At 43.1% G+C, this 19,750-nt stretch carries 22 protein-coding genes; 4 read left to right on the top strand and 18 right to left on the bottom strand.

The window, feature by feature from the left end; all coding sequences use genetic code 11:
- Positions 1–606, bottom strand: a 606-nt coding sequence (locus tag QYT14_RS11140; RefSeq protein WP_289826342.1) for a restriction endonuclease subunit S, incomplete at its 3' end; no start/stop codon positions are given.
- A gap of 42 nt (positions 607–648) precedes the next feature.
- On the opposite strand from QYT14_RS11140, the gene QYT14_RS11135 reads away from it, so the two are divergent.
- Entirely contained in the window at positions 649–1,575 is a 927-nt protein-coding gene (locus tag QYT14_RS11135) for a site-specific integrase (protein WP_258972489.1), read from the top strand.
- Between the two features lie 134 nt (positions 1,576–1,709).
- Here QYT14_RS11135 and QYT14_RS11130 read toward each other — a convergent pair whose 3' ends face one another.
- The 6 genes from QYT14_RS11130 to QYT14_RS11105 all read right to left on the bottom strand — a co-directional run bounded on the left by QYT14_RS11130 (position 1,710) and on the right by QYT14_RS11105 (position 6,430).
- On the bottom strand, positions 1,710–2,111 hold the full coding sequence (locus QYT14_RS11130) for a hypothetical protein (RefSeq protein ID WP_258972491.1): 402 nt from the start codon (positions 2,109–2,111) through the stop codon (positions 1,710–1,712).
- A gap of 32 nt (positions 2,112–2,143) precedes the next feature.
- Positions 2,144–3,082: a relaxase/mobilization nuclease domain-containing protein gene (locus tag QYT14_RS11125; protein ID WP_288324812.1), complete on the bottom strand. Its 939-nt coding sequence runs from the start codon at positions 3,080–3,082 to the stop codon at positions 2,144–2,146.
- A complete protein-coding gene (locus tag QYT14_RS11120) occupies positions 3,072–3,380 on the bottom strand; it encodes a MobC family plasmid mobilization relaxosome protein (protein WP_258972495.1) in 309 nt (102 codons plus the stop codon). Before QYT14_RS11120 ends, QYT14_RS11125 begins: the two co-directional genes overlap by 11 nt.
- Positions 3,381–3,521: 141 nt before the next feature.
- Positions 3,522–4,601 carry a DUF6371 domain-containing protein gene (locus tag QYT14_RS11115; RefSeq protein WP_258972497.1) on the bottom strand — a complete coding sequence of 360 codons (1,080 nt, stop codon included), beginning with the start codon at positions 4,599–4,601 and terminating at the stop codon, positions 3,522–3,524.
- Positions 4,602–4,676: 75 nt separating this feature from the next.
- Entirely contained in the window at positions 4,677–6,053 is a 1,377-nt protein-coding gene (locus QYT14_RS11110) for a DUF3987 domain-containing protein (protein ID WP_288324813.1), read from the bottom strand.
- An 11-nt stretch (positions 6,054–6,064) separates the two neighbouring features.
- A complete protein-coding gene (locus tag QYT14_RS11105) occupies positions 6,065–6,430 on the bottom strand; it encodes a helix-turn-helix domain-containing protein (RefSeq protein WP_122270864.1) in 366 nt (121 codons plus the stop codon).
- A gap of 106 nt (positions 6,431–6,536) precedes the next feature.
- Here QYT14_RS11105 and QYT14_RS11100 point away from each other — a divergent pair, with 106 nt between their 5' ends.
- Positions 6,537–7,322 carry an HNH endonuclease gene (locus tag QYT14_RS11100; RefSeq protein ID WP_289307090.1) on the top strand — a complete coding sequence of 262 codons (786 nt, stop codon included), beginning with the start codon at positions 6,537–6,539 and terminating at the stop codon, positions 7,320–7,322.
- Between the two features lies 1 nt (position 7,323).
- Here the strand turns inward: QYT14_RS11100 and QYT14_RS11095 are convergent, their stop codons facing one another.
- From QYT14_RS11095 to QYT14_RS11050, 10 genes are all read right to left on the bottom strand, one after another.
- Complete coding sequence (locus QYT14_RS11095; RefSeq protein WP_288324815.1) at positions 7,324–8,178, bottom strand: mobilization protein; 855 nt, start codon at positions 8,176–8,178, stop codon at positions 7,324–7,326.
- A gap of 260 nt (positions 8,179–8,438) precedes the next feature.
- Positions 8,439–8,804, bottom strand: coding sequence for a lipofamily protein (locus tag QYT14_RS11090; protein ID WP_288324816.1), 366 nt, complete (start codon positions 8,802–8,804; stop codon positions 8,439–8,441).
- 9 nt (positions 8,805–8,813) lie between these two features.
- Positions 8,814–9,920 carry a site-specific integrase gene (locus QYT14_RS11085; protein WP_288324817.1) on the bottom strand — a complete coding sequence of 369 codons (1,107 nt, stop codon included), beginning with the start codon at positions 9,918–9,920 and terminating at the stop codon, positions 8,814–8,816.
- Positions 9,921–10,004: 84 nt separating this feature from the next.
- On the bottom strand, positions 10,005–10,916 hold the full coding sequence (locus QYT14_RS11080) for a helix-turn-helix domain-containing protein (protein WP_258972513.1): 912 nt from the start codon (positions 10,914–10,916) through the stop codon (positions 10,005–10,007).
- Positions 10,917–11,183: 267 nt separating this feature from the next.
- Positions 11,184–12,578 carry a tRNA uridine-5-carboxymethylaminomethyl(34) synthesis GTPase MnmE gene (gene mnmE, locus QYT14_RS11075; RefSeq protein ID WP_288324819.1) on the bottom strand — a complete coding sequence of 465 codons (1,395 nt, stop codon included), beginning with the start codon at positions 12,576–12,578 and terminating at the stop codon, positions 11,184–11,186.
- A gap of 11 nt (positions 12,579–12,589) precedes the next feature.
- Entirely contained in the window at positions 12,590–13,075 is a 486-nt protein-coding gene (locus QYT14_RS11070) for a GAF domain-containing protein (RefSeq protein ID WP_288324820.1), read from the bottom strand.
- A gap of 9 nt (positions 13,076–13,084) precedes the next feature.
- The gene (locus QYT14_RS11065; RefSeq protein ID WP_288324822.1) at positions 13,085–13,963 is read right to left on the bottom strand and encodes a nucleoside phosphorylase; all 879 of its coding nucleotides are present in this window, start codon (positions 13,961–13,963) and stop codon (positions 13,085–13,087) included.
- A gap of 153 nt (positions 13,964–14,116) precedes the next feature.
- Positions 14,117–15,115: a flotillin-like protein FloA gene (floA, locus tag QYT14_RS11060; protein ID WP_288324823.1), complete on the bottom strand. Its 999-nt coding sequence runs from the start codon at positions 15,113–15,115 to the stop codon at positions 14,117–14,119.
- A 31-nt stretch (positions 15,116–15,146) separates the two neighbouring features.
- A complete protein-coding gene (locus QYT14_RS11055; RefSeq protein WP_288324824.1) occupies positions 15,147–15,614 on the bottom strand; it encodes an NfeD family protein in 468 nt (155 codons plus the stop codon).
- Positions 15,615–15,630: 16 nt separating this feature from the next.
- Positions 15,631–17,043 carry a hypothetical protein gene (locus tag QYT14_RS11050; RefSeq protein WP_288324826.1) on the bottom strand — a complete coding sequence of 471 codons (1,413 nt, stop codon included), beginning with the start codon at positions 17,041–17,043 and terminating at the stop codon, positions 15,631–15,633.
- A 143-nt stretch (positions 17,044–17,186) separates the two neighbouring features.
- Between QYT14_RS11050 and QYT14_RS11045 the strand changes: the two genes are divergently transcribed.
- Positions 17,187–17,933 (top strand): tRNA 2-thiocytidine biosynthesis TtcA family protein, encoded by a 747-nt coding sequence (locus QYT14_RS11045; protein WP_237038611.1) that lies wholly within the window; start codon positions 17,187–17,189, stop codon positions 17,931–17,933.
- A gap of 127 nt (positions 17,934–18,060) precedes the next feature.
- Positions 18,061–18,432 (top strand): DMT family protein, encoded by a 372-nt coding sequence (locus QYT14_RS11040; protein ID WP_237038610.1) that lies wholly within the window; start codon positions 18,061–18,063, stop codon positions 18,430–18,432.
- Between the two features lie 520 nt (positions 18,433–18,952).
- On the opposite strand, the gene QYT14_RS11035 is transcribed toward QYT14_RS11040, so the two are convergent.
- Complete coding sequence (locus QYT14_RS11035; RefSeq protein ID WP_237038609.1) at positions 18,953–19,708, bottom strand: DUF4858 domain-containing protein; 756 nt, start codon at positions 19,706–19,708, stop codon at positions 18,953–18,955.
- Between the last annotated feature and the right edge of the window lie 42 nt (positions 19,709–19,750).

The raw sequence follows: 19,750 nt of genomic DNA, 5'->3' as shown, positions 1-19,750 counted from the left end.
TCCTTTGATTAAGGATTGCAGTTTCTCAATGATTTTGTTTTGGGTGGCGATGCGATCATCAAGTAACGAAATGAATTTTGAAAGTTTCTCTTGTTCTGTGGCTTGAGGCATTGTTACTACAATATCACCCATTGCCGCTTGTGATAATGTCGGAACGGCACCACCAACTATTATTTTCCTTATGGCATTTTGGAATTTGTTGGTTGACATTAACACACTAAGAAGATAGTTGTCACATTGAATATCCTTCAATACAACAACCTGCGGATTAAGAGTCGTTTTACAAATAAGCTTATCTACATAGGCAACTTTCCCAACAGTGGATCCCGTTTTTACGAAAATCACATCTCCTTGTTTGATCATTATCTCTGGTGATTCTTCGTATTTATAAAAGCTGATGTAGGTATTATCCTTATCATAAGTCAATTTGTTATTTTCGATGTTTGTTGGACTGAGGGCTATCGCCCCTTTCCCTTTAGTAACTATATCATTCGTTGTATAACCTCTAAAGCCTATACGTCCGACGATTGAGGCGACATCGCATAGTCTGTACTTCTCCCACTCCCCACTAAACTCTGGGAATCTCAAATGGGGAACATCATACATTATATTTCTCTAATTATAGACACCTATCATTTATCAAATAATATGAGCAACAAAAAAATTAGAGAAATTGCGGTGGCTTGGAAAGAGTACAAGCAACCCTACGTGAAGCAGTCTACAATGGCTGCTTATGTGCTAATCTTGGAGAACCACATCATTCCGTATTTTGGTGACAGTGATTCTCTCCATGAAAAGGAAGTGCAAGCATTCGTCTTGCAGAAATTGGGAAGTGGGCTAAGCACAAAATCTGTCAAGGACATTCTTATAGTCCTTAAAATGGTAATGAAGTTCGGGGTCAAGAACGAATGGATGAGCTATTACGAATGGGATATTAAATACCCTACATCCTCAGTAAACAAAGAACTTGAAGTGCTATCTGTAGCCAATCACAGAACAATTCTGAACTACATTCAAGATCATTTTACTTTTGCAGGGCTTGGTATTTATATTAGCCTTAGCACAGGGCTACGCATCGGAGAGATATGTGCTTTGAAATGGAGCGATATCAATGTAACTGATGGCACGATAACCGTCAGTCGTACCATTGAACGTATCTACATCATAGAGGGGAAGGAAAAGCACACTGAGCTTGTTATCAACTCACCTAAAACGAAGAACTCTTGTCGTGAGATACCTATGAGCAAGGAACTACTTACGATGATTAAGCCTCTGAAGAAAGTAATCAATGACGATTTCTATGTACTAACCAATGATGAGCGTCCTACAGAACCACGCACTTACCGCAATTACTACAACAAACTGATGACCAAGCTCGGTATCCCCAAATTGAAATATCACGGTCTGCGCCACAGCTTTGCAACACGTTGTATTGAAGCTGGATGCGACTACAAAACGGTGAGCGTCCTCTTGGGACACTCCAACATTTCAACAACGCTCAATCTTTATGTTCATCCCAATATGGAACAGAAGAAGCGTTGCATTGCCAAGGTATTCAAATCATTGAGAAAATAGGTATTTGATGGAGCGAAGGAATACGATAGAGTAATTTCTTCGCTCTTAATACGATTCTAAAGCAATATCTGAACAAATTTGTGTAAATGGAAAAGGAGAGGAAAATCTTCCCCTCCTTAACTCAAAGCAAAGAATCAAACATTCAAATCCTTCAGTGCCAGTGCATAATTGTGTCCGAAAAAGTCTTTCCTGACAAGTTTCAAACTGAGCGTCTGGTAATACCCGTAACCATCACCTTCGGAACAGAGGTACTTGTAACCATAGCGTGGCATGTACTCCTTGAAGAAGCGGGCCAAGTCCTTCAGATTTTCTTCTTGGTTCTTCTTGAAGTTGCTGCGCACGATGATGATGCTCCAGTCAGGAAAATTTCCCACGCCGTTGCTGTACTCCCAGAAGCGGATGTAGCAGTCTAAATCACGCTCACGGATGTCCACGCAAAAGCCATTGGCATTTTGCATCACGCTACAACTGTTTCTGTAGCCGAACTGCTCACACAGGTAGAGATTGAAATCACAAATTAAATCGTTGTGTAACATAATTGATAAAGTTTTAATTGTTAATAAATTGATTATAAATGAAAGCCTCGCTTGCGCTTAGCCTTTTTCTTCTTCATTAGGCGATTGAACTCGGCTTCTTCTGCGGCAGTAGCATCGTAAGATGAACCACCGTTTAGCAGGCCAAGACTGATGCCAGCATCATCAGAATGAGAAACGCTTTGTTGCACCTCTGCCTCTTCATGCTTAGGCTTCTGGTTGACAGAGTCAAACATGGATGCACAGGCATTCTCTTCCAGTCTATTGTCGATGTTCATGTAGCTGAACTCACGGCTGACCTTTGAGCCGGAGAACGAGAAACCACCATACTCGAACCTAACGCCTTGTATTTCCCGTGTCATCCGACTAACCTTGAATTTCATATCAATATCCCGGTCAGTAAGAGCGTCTTTCAGTTCGTTCCAACTCTTGGCATTCGGCAGTTCTTCTTTCAATGCCTTGTATATTTCATGCTTTGCCCGGTCGTATGGGCGCAGTCGTTCCTCATTGATATGGTCTTTACTATTGGCGAAGTGGAGCCGATATTTAGCCGTTAGCATTTTGCAGGCTTTCTCATTCCGGCGAAAGTCATTCTTGTCGCTAATCGTTTTGCCGTCATTGTCCACCCGATTGAAGACGATGTGGCAATGCGGATGCTCACGGTCAATGTGCCGGGCAACGATGTATTGCGTGTTTTGAATACCCATCAGCTTCATGTAGTCATGAGCGATTTGTAACATCAGCGCATCATCGTGTTTCAAACGGTCGCTATCTTCGGGAGAGAAGTTGAGCGAAGTGTGTCCGACAATATTCTTTACCTTGTCGTTGAGCAACGATTGTAACTCAAATTGCTCTGCCATCTGTTCGGGTGTTCCGTCCACTCCGACTGCTTTCAGCAACTTGGACTTTTCTTCTTTAAGGACGTAGCAGACGCATCCACCGAACGATGTCCCTTTTGTTTGCTTACCTATCATCTTTTAGTCGTTTTATAAGTTGGTTAATACGTTCCGCCATTTCTTCGCATCGCTTGGCAACGGCAGAGAATCCGTAGGTGTTTGCCTGCCTCGCCAACTGGTTGAGATTGGTGCTTTCGCCAATCAACTGACGGATGATGTAGATATGCTCTTGCGAAATTCGTTCACGTACCGAACCGTTCTCGATGAACGAGCGGATGACCTCACTTTGATTCCTTTTAGTCCGTCTGCAAATTGCACCAAGTAATGTGTACTGCATGTCTGTCAGACGGAGCGTTATCGTATATTTCTTTTCCATTTTGATTCTGTCTTTTAGTGAATAATTTGTGACCATCGGGAGTCGCCTCCTCAGACTTTTTGAGGAGCAAGTGGTCGGGGAATGTAATACACCGACATTAACTTGCTACAGTAAAAAAAGTCTCATTTTTCTCCCTCTCGGTCATAGTCTGAAGCCTCGTTTCTTAGGTGGTGAAACCTTCGGATGAGGGATACCTCGTTGTACACTGATGAACTTCAAATCGAGGGCATCTATCAGTATTTTCAGAGCGGGATTTCTCCTTATCATCTGTTGAAGTACAGCTTCGTCAGGCTTCACTTTGAGTAGATAATCGGCAATGTCATATCCTTCTTTTCGCTCTACTTCGTTGGCGTTGGCCTCCAAATAATCGAATATCTGTACCTCAATTCCATAACTTTTCATCAGCCCGATTTTGCTCTGCCAATAGTCAGTTGCGCCCAAGTCGGGAAACAGGACAACGCTTCTCCCGGCAAGAACAGACAGACTGTTGGCATTGAAACAACCGTTCTTTCCACCTGAAGCAATCCATAGGAATTGCGGTAGATAGTAGGAGGCGATGAGGGCAGTCTTTTCGCTTTCGACCAGTGCAACAGGTCGGCGCTTATTCTCGGAAAGCAGATGTTCACCAAAGAAACATTGCTTCAGATTATAATCCCCTTTGTGCAATACAGAGTGTACCCATGTGACATGATTGTATGGTTCTTTTACTCTCTTACCAGTCTCCGAATTGTAAAGCATAATCTTCCCAGTGCGGACTCTGCCTTGATTGTCCGTTTGCCAGAATACAGTCGCACCGTCCCAATACTTGGATGTGCCCACCTTATACTTCTTCATCAGCTTCAATGTTTCGGTCTCTCCGAACTGAGCCGATAGGAATTGAAACAACTTGTTCACCGGATAGCCTCGTAATGATTGATTGACAATATCCAAATCAATGTAAGAGGTGGCCACGGGCTGCGCCTCCTTAACAGAAGCATAGCTTCTAAAGGTGGTTTCTGAGAACTTTTCTTTCTCTGCCGGGTTCTGCTCGAAGTAATCACGAGGCGTGAAGTGATACCCGCATTTCTGCTCATGGTCACAACGTCCCACATACTCGGGAAACTGGATTCGCTTCTCCGTATCAATGTACTTGGAGAAACATCTTTGGCGATGGCAGTTCGGGCAAGTGTGCCGGGTGCTGACACCTTTGTAGGGTTCTAATATGAATCTATGTGTACTCATTGTTGTCTTTTTTAGTGTGTCACTTTTGTCGTTATTGTCGTCTTCGCTTGGAAAGCGTCAAAACCGACAAAAATGTCACGGGTTAATCTTTGAATATTCTCCATGCTTCTCTTTGCGGAACAGTGTTCCGATGTTGTCATTGAGAAAGCGTTGAAACGTCCGCTCCTTCATCCCGTTCTGCTCGGCCAACTCTATGGCTTGAGCAGTCGTGAAGGAGGCAGGAAGCAGATTGATTATCACTTGTTGTTGACTGGTGAGAGCATTCTCATTTAAGATGTTCTGCACACTCAATGCAGATTCTTTGAAATACTCCGTCAGTTTGATGGATCGTTCCACCGTCAGCAGGTCGATATGTGTCTTATCACACTCTCCACAAGTCCATCGAGCTAATTGGATTATCAAGCAGAAGCGGATGATGTATATCTCCAGTTTGCAGTAGATACTTACAATCGTGTCGTTGGTCTCCCGGTCGCACAACTCAGAGAAATGGTGCTGCCACTCGTAGAGTCGTCTTTTTGCTTCGCCTGAGAAAGGAAGAACGTGTGGTTCAATCTCTCCGAACTCGTTAAGGCTGCACTCTTGCTGTATCAATTTCTCAATGATGGTATTCCATTCCTGTTCGATGTTTTCCGGAAGTTCCTTGTCGTTCCAACGTGCCTTCTGTTGCAGATTGGGCATCACAAACAGAATACGATCAATGAAACCGTTGCTGGAGCGTTCTCCTTTTGCCAACTCGCTCAGGATTTTCTTTTGGATAGTACCAATGACCGAGATATACGGACGCTTGATGAAGATGGAACTCTTGGCATTCTTGCGGTCGGATATGGTGGTCTTGGCACTGAATACCGAGAGCCAGAACTGTTCCTCCGAACCGTTATTGTAGCGGTTGAAGTTCTTGAACCAAGCGGACAACTCGTCTGCCCATAAGCATAAGCCTCGTTTGTTCTGTGCATGAATGAGACTCAAACCTTCGGGCGTTACATCCGAAACCAGGAAGCGTTTGCGGATAGGTTCTTGTGGAAATTGCTCACCGCCGCTTTCCGCACGTTCCTTCCGGCTCATACTCATCAGTTCATCATATTTTGCAAGAGCTTTCTCAAATTCCTGATTCTGCCTATAGTCATAATCGAGGAAAGGCTTCATGGCAAAGCTGAGGGGATGACTCTTGTTCGCTCCCGGTCTTCCAATCAGTGCCATATACAGAATAGGACTTTCCATCCAGCCCTGCTTGATTTGGGCAAGATGCGTATTCCCGATGCCGACTGCCATTGCCGTCAGGATAGCTGCGGCAATGTAGTCAGTGGGATAATTGTGGCATTCGTGTACCTCATGGATGATACGTTGAATCTGAGCAGGGAATATACTGATAGGAAACTCCGTACCAGCCAGCCGTGTACTCAAATCAATCGCTTCATCAATGACAGATACGGGATTGATAGAACTTGTATCCATACATCAGACGGTTAGAAGTTAAAGGATGATTTAGGCTTGTGCTTGACACTACCTTGCATATTGGAAAGCATCTCTTCATAAGTCTGTTCCGCTGTCTTTCTTCGTCCGTTGTCAATCCATGCCAACAGTTCGTCCTCGTAGAAATAGAGTTTCTTGCCTTTCTTATAAGCCGGAAGTAGCCCTTTGCGTACCAATGTATATATGGTAGGCTTGGCTTTTCGGATGATACGGCAAGCATCTTCAATCTCAACCAACACGTGTTTGTCTGATGCAGGAGGTTGAAGTTCCGACACCATTCTTTTCAACTCAATGACCTGTTCGGTCAGATAACCTACCGCCTCGGGCAGCTTATCAAATGTTACTGTTTCGTTTTGCATACGCCAATCGTTTTTAATTGTTCGACGGCAAAGGAAACAGGTGTTTCAATGGTGGAATCATCCACCAAAATATAACTGTGATATAACTTTTTGATGGTAATAAGTGATGATTACAAGGGATTTAAGTATCTTTGTCAGTGCGATAATTAGTGCTATTATGAAAAATTTGGGAAGATTGATTGAAAACACATCGGAATTGATGGATAACTTGCTTCAGGTTGATACTTATTTAAGTGGAGATAATGAAGAAGATTATAAATGTATGATTAAACTTATTAGCCGTGGAACTGATTTCGTAGTCTATAAATCTGGGGGAAAGACTCATTTTGCGCCAAGTCGCTTTGTAGGATATTTGAATAATAGCTTAATTGTTCATCTCGTTAAACGAAATGGTAAAAATGGCACAAAGACTACACCTTCTATAAATAAGATATTAGGTAGTCCTTGTGAGTATGATGAAGAATTAGAAAAATGCTATTTGAATTTCTGTAATCAGCTTGAAGTCACTCCAAAGAAAATGGTTAATACTCAACGAAAGTATTGGGTATTAGATCGTTATTTGAGTGATAAATACTCCACAGAGTATTACGAAGGTTCTTTACTGCAAACACTGATTAACAGATATGAACGTAATCCCATCGCACGAAGAAGATGCATTGAAAAATACGGATGTGTTTGTCAGGTCTGTGGAATGGATTTCGGGGAAGTATATGGTGATTTAGGTAAAGGATTTATCCATGTACATCATATCGTTCCCATTTCAACACAGAAAGGGGAGCGGCATAGAATTGACCCAGAAAATAGCCTTGTCCCTGTATGCCCCAATTGTCATGCCATGTTACATAAGGGCAGACTTAGTATAGAAGAACTAAAGGAAATAATCGGCAAATAGGTTAAGCGACATTCTTATCCAGCTTAATCTTGCACTCCGATTCCGTGTGCGACATCTTGCGCTCAATCGTGGAGATTTCCACATCACGGAGGGTATGAGCGAATACCCTCTTTATGAATGTGGCTGTCTGTAATCGTGGTTTTCCGAAAGCCTTACCGATGTTCCAGCCGAAGTGCATGGCATCAATGGTCTTTAATTGCGAACTGAGTTTTATGGATTCGACTTTGGGCAAAGAGTCTGACAGATAGTATTCTGTGACATATCCGCAGAGGTGATGGAGGCTTTCTTCATCAAGATAAGGGACTAAAGTCCGTTTCGTGTAGGTGATGACCCTGTCAAGTCTTTCTTGGGATGCACGTTCTTTTTCAGCCATCGCATTGGCACGAAGCACTTCATATTCTGATGGCTGATTAGTTTCTTCAACAGAAGGTGTGGCGTCTTCCTTTGGAAGATTAGCCTTTCCTTCGTCTGTCTCGGAATGCATGGGAGTCGAAACCTCTTCTGATGTATCAGATGTGGTTTCGACTTCAATCATAGATTCTGATGCGATAGATTCTACGTCTACAACTTCTTCAATAGCTTCAGGACATCCTTCAACCACTACAATCTTGCTGCGGTAGCACTCAAATTTCAGAAAACACTTTTCTATTGCAGGTGATAGGATTTGATTGGATGCCATTTGTAGATTGAGGTAGATGGCACCCATGACGATGGAGCAAACTACGAGAATAAGGTAGCTGCTGAACTCGTCCCAACCATAATGTAATGCGGTCTGACGAGCTAAAACGCCAATGACAACTATTGTACTGAAAACCATCAGATGCAATGTAATATGTTCAATCTTTCTCTGCTCCATAGTGATATTTGCTAATCGTTTGTGTGCAAATGTATATCATTTATTTTTAGCAAAATGCGAGGTTTTCTCCGTCAGAGGGCTTTTGACGATATATTACATCAAATGTCACCACGTTACATTCTTTATAATGAGGGAATTGTAACTTTCTTGTTTCCCGGTGAAAATAGTTAGTGGAACGGGGTTGAAGGTCTTAAAACAAAGAATATCTGCACTATTTGCGGCCAAACAATGCAGATATTCTAATGGGAGAGAGGGGATTATCAACAAGACAATGTGCTACACGTTCCTTTGTTGAGATATAACAGGATATTGTGACCTTGCTTATGTGTGGCTTTGTTTGCCAGCCACTGCCTGAACTCTATGGAATGCCCGGTATCTATCTGATAAGATAGGGCAATAACCATCTCAAAATTATACACATCAGCATTGTAACCGTTCTCTAATTTAATGTACTTACATACTTCGTACTCTTTCAAGATGCTGGTTCTCAATATCCTTTTAATAGCAGAATAGATAAGCCCTGCCGGTGTATTAAACAGGTCAGCAATCTCCCAAGAGGTCATCCACACCTCGCCATCAGAGATATGGATGCCTTGTCCGTTGTTGGTTATGATTCCTCGTTTCATGGCCGTATTTTATTTGAGTGAAATCTTATTGGCGGTCTCTCGCTTCTTGGAATTGACCAAATCGGCATAGATTTGAGTCGTGGTTACGTTCTTGTGCGTCAGCATCTTTGAGACTGTGTAAATGTCAGTGCCCAAGGAGATTTGAATCACGGCGTAGCTATGTCGAAATCCGTGGAAGGTGATGGGTTTGGCTATTCCCGCCTTTTTGAGCCAGTTCTTCAGTGGGTAGTTAATCATGCTCCGCTTTAGTCCTTTGAACACCTTGCCCGTTCCGGGCGTCCCGCATAGTTCGTATGCTTCGTTACTTATGGGCAGAGTTGCTTCCGTTTGCGTTTTCTGTGTTCTGATACGCAAGCAATAACCCTGGTCGGGTGCAAGGGCAAAGTCTTCCCATTGGAGATTTTGAATGTCGCTGATGCGTAAACCTGTCAGACAAGCAAATAGAGAGGCAGCTTTCAATACGGGAATGTCGCAGGGCGTGGCGGCAAGTTGCTTCACCTCATCCAGCGTCAGGTACTCTTTCTTCACTTCTTGCGGTTCAATCTTTTCAAGATAGTCATTGATGTTCTCCCGAAGCCATTTGTCCCGATAGGCAATCTTCAACAGACCTCGGAATGTGGAGTAGTAGCCGGATGCCGAATTGAGTGATATGGAGCGGCTACTGCGCTTGAGTTGCTTGGCGTGAAGAAGGTACTCGCGGAACTTCTTGCACAAGTCCACGTTCACCTCGCCAAACGTGCAATGACCTTTGACGAAGTTATGGAAATGCTGATAGACAAACTGCCATTTCTGGTCTTTGTTCCGGCACATCTTCTTGAAGTAGGCAAGAAAGTCGGCTTTCTGCTTGGTCTTATCCAAGAATCCGAACTCTTCATTGATGAGCGACTGTACCCTGATGCAACGAATAGCCTCTGCCTTGTTCAACATATCGTTGTTGAACTCCCGTTCCATCTCGTTCTTCGGATGGGCGTAGATGTAGATGCCGAGGTACTCCCTGCGGCTCATCTGCATGGTTTCGGGGTTACGGACTGCCGGATAATAATCCAGATACAAGGAGATACGATTGTTGCGAATCGCTCTCTGACGAACTGTTACTTTTGTACACGTGTGTGTCATGCTGTTTGATATTTAGAGTTTTACATTTGTTTGGTGCAAAGGAATAGGGTGATTCAATGGTGACAACACCCACCGAAGAATAACTTATTCAATCTTTGGGGCGGCAAGTAGTTTATCCAACTCCGACTTGGAAATAAGCGTGTATTTGCCCTTCTTCACCTTCGGGATATTGTGATACGTTGCGTAATGATAGAGCTGGTCACGAGTGAGGTTGAACTTCTCCAGCGCTTCCGGCACAGTATAATACTTCGGTTCTTCGGGCGCAGTCATGCCTTTAGCAATATCCACATGCTTCTTAGAGTAGTACACCATGATGCCCTCTTTCTTCTTCGGGATGGCGTTCTTGGAAACGAAACAGTAGACGGCGGATAAGGTCATGCCGAACTTCTCCTGTATCTCTTGGGTACTGTACCATTCCGTGATGTCGGGGTTCGGTGCTTTCTTGGCAAAGTAAGCGTCTATGTGCTTCTTGCTCCAGTAAGTCTTGCCCCGATTGAATGTCCGAGGAATGTTGTTCTTCTTGGCGATTGCAAATATCCATGACTCCGCCACATTGAACTTTTCTTTGACTTCGGCAGTGGTGTAGAAGTCGGTGATGGGAATAGTGTCTTTGGGATGTCTCTGCTCATAAGGACGAGCCTCCAGCATTCGGTCAATATCGCCTTTACGAATGAAGGACAATCTGCTACTAACACGGAATGCCCTCAGCTTTCCTGCATATACCATTTTATATATGGCTTGCTTACTCAGTCCTAACAAAGTCGCAGCCTCTTTGAATGACAGATATTCTTTGTCCTTGAAATCTGATATAGGCTGCTCACTGATGACCGTTTGAACCTTGGTTTCTACTTCTTGTATTCTCTTCTGCCGAACCCTTTCTTTGTACGCAAGATTGTTACATCGATGAGAGCAGAAGCGTGTAGTCAGTTTTTGAGCGTAAAATACTGTTCCACAGTACTCACATACCTTCTTGATTTTCGTCTTACTTGTTGCCATATTTGTTACTTTTAGAGGTTTATTTCTCTTGTTATTTCTCCATTTTGTTCAACCATCGTAAATCATAGTCAACCATAGTTAACTTTGTCCACGACCTTTCCGACCCTAAAGCCGGAGGATAACAAGCGAGCAACAAATACGGTACAAAAATGAGCTGAGAAAGCCCTATAAACGATGTATATCGCTTACAAGGCTAAAAAGAAAGGCGCTCAAAATGAACGCCTTGATAGTTGTTGATGCTATATGCTAATCGTTGGTAATCACCACTTACTTGCCGATGCAAAAATTTTTAAATATATTTCCAAGAACTTCGTCATTGGTTACATCTCCCACAATATCTGAAAGATGGAAAATACATTGTCTTAAGTCTTCACTTACCAAATCTCCCGACAGACCCGATTGTAACCCTTCCTGCACCCTGTGAATGGAGGCTAATGCCCTAGTTAATGCTTCATAATGTCTTGCGTTTGTTATAATAATATCATTTTGACTAATCTCAGGTAAAGCGGCCTCTTGTACTAATATTTCTTCCAATGCCGTTATGTTCTCCCGTTTCTTGGCGGAGATAAATAGCTTCTCCGCTTCAATATCGGAAAACATAGCCGCCAGTTCTTCCTTTTGTATGGGAAGCAATAATTCTGATTTGTTGAATAAAATAATCAGCTTCTTGCCTTGGCAATGCGGAAGAATCTCTGTTTGCAACTCTTCAAAACGCACCTTGGCATCTGTAGAGTCTATCATCCATAAAATGATAGAGGATTGTTCCATTTTTTTAAAAGTGCGTTCTATTCCCATGCTTTCGATGGTATCAGTTGTCTGCCGGATTCCTGCCGTGTCAATGAACCGGAAGGTGATGCCTTGTAAATTTATTGTATCCTCTATCACATCGCGGGTGGTCCCATGGATATTGCTTACAATGGCTTTTTCTTCATTCAGCAATGCATTCAGCAAAGTGGACTTTCCGGCGTTCGTTTCTCCGATAATCGCTACCGGAATGCCATTCTTGATGGCGTTTCCCACGCTGAACGAATGGGCGAGTCGGGCGATGACTTGCTCAATGCGGGCGGCCAGTCCGTTCAGTTCATCGCGGTTGGCGAACTCTAGTTCCTCATGGTCGCTGAAGTCCAGTTCCAGTTCCATCAGCGAGGTGAAGTGGAGCAACTGGTTGCGCAGATCGGAAAGTTCCTTGCTGAACCCTCCGCGCATCTGGCTCATGGCCAAGCGGTGGGTGGCGGCGGAAGAAGAGGCTATCAGGTCTGCCACGGCTTCGGCTTGGCTCAGGTCCATTTTCCCGTTCAGAAAGGCGCGCTGGGTGTATTCGCCCGGCAGGGCGGAACGGCATCCGTTTTGGATGAGGAGTTGCAGCACTTGTTGCAGGATATAGGATGAACCATGACACATTATTTCTGTGCTGTCTTCACCGGTATAGGAATGGGGGGCACGGAACAGGGAGACCAGCACTTCGTCAATGATTTCTCCTTGGGCGGAGAGTATTTTCCCGAAAGTAAGGGTATAAGGCTTGCGCTCAGATAATGGCTTGCCTTGCATGGGGGTGAACAGGCGTGAAGTTATTTCAATGGCTTGGGGACCGGATACGCGGATGGTTCCGATGGCTCCTCCGGGAGCGGTGGCAATGGCACAGATGGTATCTTGGTTTGTCATTTTATATTTAATTACTGATAGATTGTTTTAGCTATGAGGGCGGCTACTTTTTCCAAGTAGTGGCGGTCTGTTTCATCAAAAGAGTTTAACTGGTCGCTGTCTATGTCCAGCACTCCCTTTACTTGCTCCCCGGCAAGGATGGGGACTACTATTTCGGAACGGGAGAGGGAGCTGCATGCTATGTGCCCGGGGAATTGTTCTACATCGGGCACTATCAGGGTGCGGGCTTCCGTCCATGAGGTTCCACATACTCCTTTTCCCTTGCGGATGCGGTAACAGGCGGCGCTTCCTTGAAAGGGGCCGAGAATGAGTTGGCCGTCTTTGACCAGATAGAAACCTACCCAAAAAAAGCCAAAGGCTTCATGAAGGGCGGCGCTGGCATTGGCAAGAACGCTTACTTCTTCCTTTTCGTCCGAAATGAGAAGTTCGAATTGGGGGAGGAAGAGGCGGTAACGTTCCGCTTTATCGGTAGTGGTTTGTTTGAAGCTGGCTTCCATCTGTATTGATTATATTCGTTCTAACACTTTTTTTATCAATTCGTCAATAGAATTTTTATATCCGGTATTGGCTTCCTTGATGAGTCGGTTGGCAATGACCATACATACAGTCATTGCTTTGTGGCCCATTAAGCGTGCAAGTCCTGCAAGGGCAGAGCTTTCCATCTCAAAGTTAGTGATGCGATAGCCTTCGTATTCAAATTGTTCAATTTTCTCATTTTGCTTGGGATCAGCTAAGGGGATACGGAGTTCACGTCCTTGCGGTCCAAAGAAACCTCCGGCAGCGATAGTTACGCCACGAACCATATCATTTTGTGCGATGCGGTCAATGAGTTCCTTGTCTGCATTAATAACGTAGGGATGTGCGATGCATACATTGCCTTCCCAGCCCATATAATTGACGAATGTTTGTTCCATTTTAAGATCGCATACTTCATTACGGCCGGCATAAAAATTAAGCAATCCATCAAAACCGATAGACTTTTCTGAACAGATATACGTACCTACAGGAGTATAAGGTTGCAGACCTCCGCAAGTGCCTATGCGTACCAATTGTAGTTGGCGTAAATTATCTTTCTCATAGCGGCTTTTGAAATCAATATTAGCCAAGGCGTCCAGTTCGTTCATTACAATATCTATATTGTCGCAACCAATTCCAGTAGAAACTACTGTAATACGTTTACCTTGATAAGTTCCGGTAATGGTTTTAAACTCACGACTCTCTACTTCACATTCTTTGGTGTCGAAATGAGAGGCTACCAAAGCTACACGGCCCGGGTCACCCACAAGAATTACTTTATCTGCTAGTTGTTCCGGTTTGATATGGAGGTGGAAAATAGAACCGTCTGGATTGATAATCAATTCTGATTCGGCATAATATTTTTTCATGGTTTTTGCTTTTAATCGTTTTTGTAATAAATATCTTATTCCATCCTAGTAGAGGCAGACTTATGAGCACATACATTTAATATCCTTTCGGCTTATCGACTAAGCCCATAAAGGTCTGCTTCTATGTTGGATATAACCGATACCTCGTGTTTGTTATTTGCTTAACGGTTCACCGCCGAAAGTTGTTTCAGGTTTTGCTATATTTTCGCGCATGGAGGTATCTGCCTGTATATTTTTCATACGATAATAGTCCATGATACCTAGGTTGCCACTACGGAATGCTTCAGCCATGGCTTTGGGCACTTCGGCTTCGGCTTGGATTACGTTGGCGCGTGCTTCCTCGGCTTTCGCTTTCATTTCCTGTTCCAGTGCGACTGCCATGGCACGACGTTCTTCAGCCTTGGCTTGTGCGATATTCTTGTCTGCATTAGCTTGGTCTATTTGTAAGGCTGCACCGATGTTTCTACCTATGTCGATATCCGCAATATCGATTGATAGAATCTCAAAAGCTGTCCCGGCATCCAAGCCTTTGCGGAGTACCAGTTTGGAAATTGAATCAGGGTTCTCCAACACTGATTTGTGGTTTTCCGATGAACCGATAGAAGATACGATACCTTCGCCTACACGCGCTAAAATGGTATCTTCTCCTGCACCACCCACTAATTGGCGGATATTGGCGCGTACGGTGACACGTGCCTTGGCTATCAACTGTATACCGTCTTTTGCTACGGCAGTAACAGGAGGGGTGTCAATTACTTTCGGGTTAACCGACATCTGTACAGCTTCAAATACATCACGACCTGCCAGGTCGATACCTGTTGCCATTTGAAAAGAAAGTTCGATGTTTGCTTTAGAAGCTGAAACCAATGCGTGTACCACTTTTTCTACGTGTCCGCCTGCCATATAGTGTGCTTCCAGTTCGTCACGGGTAATCGTGCTCAAACCGGCTTTGTGCGCTTCAATCATTGCCGGGACAATAACGTATGGCGGAACGTTTCGGATGCGCATTAAGAACAATTGTATCAGTGAGATGCGTACACCCGATACCTTGGCTGAAAGCCAAAGGAAGAACGGAACATAATGAAAAAATAATATTACAAAGATAATTCCACCTCCAATAAGAATGAAGGGAAGATAGTTGGGTTCAATCATGGTGATTTGTATTTTAGTGTGAATATTTATGTTATTTGAGTTTACGTACAATGACCGTATTTTCTACGATACGCTCTACATAGATAGGTGTCTTTTCATCTATCAGTCCGTCGGCAGAACGGACTTCTATAATATGTCCGCTTATCTCTGCATTACCGATTAAGGCTAGACGGGTAACAGCGATTCCCTCATTACCGACTTTAATATTCAATCCTTTCAATGGGTTGATTTTATAATCGAGACTTTTCTTCAAAGACAGTTTATCCACTGTCTTGGAGTGCATAAACCACGCGGTGATGCCAATACATCCTGCAACCGAAACTGCCAGCGTAAGAAAACCTGCTTCTGCCCCTAGAGCGGAAAAAGCATAATAGTTGGCATATAAAATACAAATAGCTGACGCTATTCCGGCAATACTAATACCCGGAATAAGGAATACTTCCACAATGAAGAGAAGTAGGCCGGCCAATATCAGGGCGATAATGATGAGTGCTTCCATTTTTAGTTTGTTTGTATTAGTGTTTTAATTTCTTTATCTCTTCGTTTCGTACGTTCAGGGTAAGCTTTTCAATTTCTTTCAAAAGTTGCTCGGTTCGCTTTTCCAGGTCGAGTATGCCGGGAGCGAGGGTTTTCTTTTGCGAATTGTTGCTTTGAGCATATTGCTCTCGTTTCTCTTCAAGATTTTTGGAGAGCATTTCATAATCTTTCTGCTTCTGTAGCACTTGCTGGTATGCGGCTCGTGCAGAGGTGGAACGGAAATCATTGAGAGTATGATAGACAGTGGAATCATCCACTATAAATAAAAAGTCTCCTTCCTTCTTTTCCGCATCTTTGGTATACATCAGGGCAGCTAACTTTTGTTTGGCAATACGTACTTTGTCTGTATCTTTCCAGGTGGTTCGGATAGAGCGTAAGCTAGCTGCTTCTCTAAGTGTTGCCGGGTCAGTATTTTCATAATCGTATACCACCTTTGTTTCATTTGGAACAAAAACGTAAATGCAGACCTTGTCTTCAGGTTGGTAACGGTCGGATGCAAACCATCCTAAGTTATTTAGTTCATCAATGACGTACATATAGTCATTGGCCGGTGAATTAAAAGGCATTCCAATATTATCCGGCCGTAAATAGCTGCTACCTTCTGAGTCATAGCGAGTGACAAATATATCATATCCACCCAGCGAACCTTCTCCGTCAGAGGCATAATATAGTGTTACTCCGTCTGCCATCAGATAGGGGTAGTTGACATTTCCCTGTTCATTCAGGGCCTCTAAAGGCTCAGGCTCGCTCCAGTCATTTATCAATTTTATGCGTGAGTAGAGTTGCATTTTTCCATCAGTGTCTTGATTACCATAAATCACTTTATTACCCATTTCCGATTGGTAAATGGTGCCTGCTATGGAGTTGTCTTGATGTAGAGTTCCTGACTCACGGCTCACCTTATATGCTTTCAGAAATTCGTTTTTGTCTACCACAAAGCTATCTATTACAGTTACGTCTTCCACACCCTTAATCATGCGTGCGCCTTGTTTGATAATTTCCAATTCGGCTTCAGCTGCTTCGGTTGGTCGTTTTTTCTTTTCCAGCCATTCGATGTGTTGCTCGTAGTTGTCCACTGCGTCTTCAAAACGGTACATATCATAATATAGCTTTCCCAGATATTTGAATGCATCAATCACCTTGCGTGCCGCACTTTTCTCCAAATAGGGTTGTGCTTCAACTTTTTCTCCGGTCTCATAGCAGCAAGCACCATACCAATAATTGTAATTGGCATTGGATGGGGCTTTTTTCACCAAACTCTGAAACACGGGTTTGGCCTTTTCAAATTCTCCTTCAAGGAAAAGTTTTTTAGCTTGTTCGAGGTTTTGCGCCATCATGCAGCTCGTCAGCCCTAAGGCAAACAAGCAGGCTATGTATCTTTTGCGTATCATTTTTATCTGCAATATTTGTACGATTCTAGATTCAAAAATACAATATTAATTGGAATTATGCCACATTACTTCATTCTATTTTATTAAATCTTCCATAAATCATTCTTTTCATGTATTTTTGTGCCCGATTTCTAAAAACAGATATGGCACAATTTACGGAAGAAGATAAAATAATGCGCCGCGTGGAGCAACGCTTTAACAAAGGGGTGGTGAAATATCGTCTTATTGAAGATGGAGATAAGATATTAGTCGGTTTGTCTGGTGGTAAAGATTCGTTGGCGTTGCTGGAATTGTTGGCTAAACGTTCTCGTATTTTGAAACCACACTTTACAGTGATGGCAGCGCACATTGGTATGACCAATATTCCTTATAAGTCTGATTTGGAATATTTGAAAAATTATGCAGAGGGTTTGGGTGTGCCATTTGTGTATTTCGAAACATCTTTCGATTTGTCTACCGATACTCGTAAGTCTCCTTGTTTTCTTTGTTCGTGGAACCGGAGGAAGGCTCTCTTTACAGTTGCTAAAGAGTATGAGTGTACTAAGATAGCATTGGGACATCACATGGATGATATTTTGGAAACATTGCTGATGAATATCACTTTTCAAGGGGCATTCGGAACTATGCCGCCTCGGTTGGTGATGCGTAAGTTTGATATGACGATTATTCGTCCCATGTGTTTGGTGCATGAGTCTGATTTGTCGGAGATGGCTCGTGTTCGCGGTTATCATCGGCAGATAAAGAATTGTCCTTACGAGAGTGAGTCGAATCGTTCGGACATGAAAGAGGTGCTGAAGTCTTTAGAAAAATTGAATCCCGAGGCACGTTATTGCTTGTGGGGAAGTATGACAAATATACAGGAGGATTTACTTCCTGACAAAATAGATTAAAAACAGTTTGCGCGCTTCCATTGATAGGTGTGATTGCTGTCGCGTTCTCTGAGTATAATAAAAAACAACTGGAGTTTTAACACTTTACGTTGATATATATAATAATGTATAGTAGAATTAGAACAATATGAAAGCTCTCTACACGATTTTATTGCTTATAGTATCGAATGTCTTCATGACTTTTGCCTGGTATGGTCATTTAAAGATGAAACAGGAATATTCTTGGTTTGCCGCTCTTCCTCTAATTGGTGTTATAGCCTTTAGTTGGTCAATTGCTTTTTTTGAGTATTCTTGTCAAATTCCAGCGAACCGCATTGGGTTTGTTGGTAATGGTGGACCATTTTCATTGATGCAGTTGAAAGTTATTCAAGAAGTAATAACTCTTGTTATATTCACAGTCTTTACAACTGTATTTTTTAAAGGTGAAGCATTGCATTGGAATCACATGGCTGCCTTTGTTTGCTTAATATTGGCTGTGTATTTTGTTTTTATGAAATAGTTTAATATAGGAAAGGGCAGCATAAGAGTTCCCTCAAATGCCGTTCTTTTCACTTTGATATCTTAAAGGGCATCCTGTCACAATCCGAATAAGAAGGGAAGGCGGATGCCTGTCTTTTCATCATCCGATACATTCAGGACTTGACGTAATCGCCAACCAAAGGAAGAGTAAGCCGTTTCTTTGGGTCGGCCAAGTCTCTTTAAACGGAAGATTATTACAGTCTCCGGCAGCGGACTGTACAGTCTGTTACGGTGGACTGTACAGTCTTCGGTAGCAGACTATACAGTCCATTGCCGAAGACTGTAGTAATTCGACTTACAAACAGGCATAATCGAAAGGACGAAAACGCTTAGGCCGGCTAATGAAACGACTTAAGGAGTTCAAAACGTATGCAGAGGTTGAATCCCCAAGATTTCAAACTGAGCCGGAATCCCCATCAACAGGACGTTTCAGCGGTTCATGAAAGGAGAAAACCGATTTCCATCCGATACTTGCCATAGATTTCGTGCACGGCCCTCATTTAGCGGCTTTCCTTTGTCTGGCCTTGGCCGTCTGTTTTGTTTTTAAAAAGTAGAGAGTCAGTAGATTCTATCACTCCCGGGTAGAGCTTTTCTGCCTGTTTGCGTAGAAGTTCCATCATCATCACAGTGTCTTTTTTCACCGTGTCTTGTAGGGTTGGTATATAGTCCATGTAGGTTTTCCATGCGTTGGCATGCTTGCGGTTGCGTTTGATGGCGCGTCCTCGTTTGCTGAAGTTTTCATAAAGTAATTTTTCGGCATCGAAGGCATATGCTACCCCTACACTGGCTTGAATGGCATTGTTGTTTTTGCTAGGAGGCATAACACGTTGCTCTCTTACATCGTATTTGATTGTGCTGTTAACGTTTAGCACCATGGATATTTTCAGTTCCTTTTCATTGGTGATAATCGGATCGTTTACAGGATCTTCATTCCATTTTGTGTAAGGGGTATAGGGGGTAAAGCGGACATATTTGGGTTTTATCCATTGGGTGGTATCTCCAAAGTTCTTGGGTAAGGCATCTAGAAATTTCATCCACGGTTTATCTTGTGACATCATCGGATTTCCTTGGATGGCATCCTTAGTCGGATTAAAGTCGAAATGAATTGATTTTACAGCTTCTTTGTTGATGATTAGTTCTCCCTCTCCGTTTAACAATTGCTGTAAACGGATAGAATCTTGTTTGCTCCATTGTGCTTGTGCCGTCAGTGCTGCTAAGGTACAGAGTAATATACTGAGACTTACCCTTCGGGTCATTCGTTTTTCTCTTTATGGTTATAATTGTTGGCAAAAGTAAGC

This window comes from uncultured Phocaeicola sp., from assembly GCF_948499155.1.
GTDB lineage: Bacteria > Bacteroidota > Bacteroidia > Bacteroidales > Bacteroidaceae > Phocaeicola > Phocaeicola faecalis.
This window is presented reverse-complemented; position numbering and strand designations above follow the sequence as displayed.

What these genes read in the sequence shown, in the direction of transcription:
- QYT14_RS11135 (WP_258972489.1), top strand. Translation starts at nt 649, where the DNA reads ATGAGCAACAAAAAAATTAGAGAAATTGCGGTGGCTTGGAAAGAGTAC.
- QYT14_RS11130 (WP_258972491.1), bottom strand. Translation starts at nt 2,111, where the DNA reads ATGTTACACAACGATTTAATTTGTGATTTCAATCTCTACCTGTGTGAG.
- QYT14_RS11125 (WP_288324812.1), bottom strand. Translation starts at nt 3,082, where the DNA reads ATGATAGGTAAGCAAACAAAAGGGACATCGTTCGGTGGATGCGTCTGC.
- QYT14_RS11120 (WP_258972495.1), bottom strand. Translation starts at nt 3,380, where the DNA reads ATGGAAAAGAAATATACGATAACGCTCCGTCTGACAGACATGCAGTAC.
- QYT14_RS11115 (WP_258972497.1), bottom strand. Translation starts at nt 4,601, where the DNA reads ATGAGTACACATAGATTCATATTAGAACCCTACAAAGGTGTCAGCACC.
- QYT14_RS11110 (WP_288324813.1), bottom strand. Translation starts at nt 6,053, where the DNA reads ATGGATACAAGTTCTATCAATCCCGTATCTGTCATTGATGAAGCGATT.
- QYT14_RS11105 (WP_122270864.1), bottom strand. Translation starts at nt 6,430, where the DNA reads ATGCAAAACGAAACAGTAACATTTGATAAGCTGCCCGAGGCGGTAGGT.
- QYT14_RS11100 (WP_289307090.1), top strand. Translation starts at nt 6,537, where the DNA reads ATGATTACAAGGGATTTAAGTATCTTTGTCAGTGCGATAATTAGTGCT.
- QYT14_RS11095 (WP_288324815.1), bottom strand. Translation starts at nt 8,178, where the DNA reads ATGGAGCAGAGAAAGATTGAACATATTACATTGCATCTGATGGTTTTC.
- QYT14_RS11090 (WP_288324816.1), bottom strand. Translation starts at nt 8,804, where the DNA reads ATGAAACGAGGAATCATAACCAACAACGGACAAGGCATCCATATCTCT.
- QYT14_RS11085 (WP_288324817.1), bottom strand. Translation starts at nt 9,920, where the DNA reads ATGACACACACGTGTACAAAAGTAACAGTTCGTCAGAGAGCGATTCGC.
- QYT14_RS11080 (WP_258972513.1), bottom strand. Translation starts at nt 10,916, where the DNA reads ATGGCAACAAGTAAGACGAAAATCAAGAAGGTATGTGAGTACTGTGGA.
- mnmE (WP_288324819.1), bottom strand. Translation starts at nt 12,578, where the DNA reads ATGACAAACCAAGATACCATCTGTGCCATTGCCACCGCTCCCGGAGGA.
- QYT14_RS11070 (WP_288324820.1), bottom strand. Translation starts at nt 13,075, where the DNA reads ATGGAAGCCAGCTTCAAACAAACCACTACCGATAAAGCGGAACGTTAC.
- QYT14_RS11065 (WP_288324822.1), bottom strand. Translation starts at nt 13,963, where the DNA reads ATGAAAAAATATTATGCCGAATCAGAATTGATTATCAATCCAGACGGT.
- floA (WP_288324823.1), bottom strand. Translation starts at nt 15,115, where the DNA reads ATGATTGAACCCAACTATCTTCCCTTCATTCTTATTGGAGGTGGAATT.
- QYT14_RS11055 (WP_288324824.1), bottom strand. Translation starts at nt 15,614, where the DNA reads ATGGAAGCACTCATCATTATCGCCCTGATATTGGCCGGCCTACTTCTC.
- QYT14_RS11050 (WP_288324826.1), bottom strand. Translation starts at nt 17,043, where the DNA reads ATGATACGCAAAAGATACATAGCCTGCTTGTTTGCCTTAGGGCTGACG.
- QYT14_RS11045 (WP_237038611.1), top strand. Translation starts at nt 17,187, where the DNA reads ATGGCACAATTTACGGAAGAAGATAAAATAATGCGCCGCGTGGAGCAA.
- QYT14_RS11040 (WP_237038610.1), top strand. Translation starts at nt 18,061, where the DNA reads ATGAAAGCTCTCTACACGATTTTATTGCTTATAGTATCGAATGTCTTC.
- QYT14_RS11035 (WP_237038609.1), bottom strand. Translation starts at nt 19,708, where the DNA reads ATGACCCGAAGGGTAAGTCTCAGTATATTACTCTGTACCTTAGCAGCA.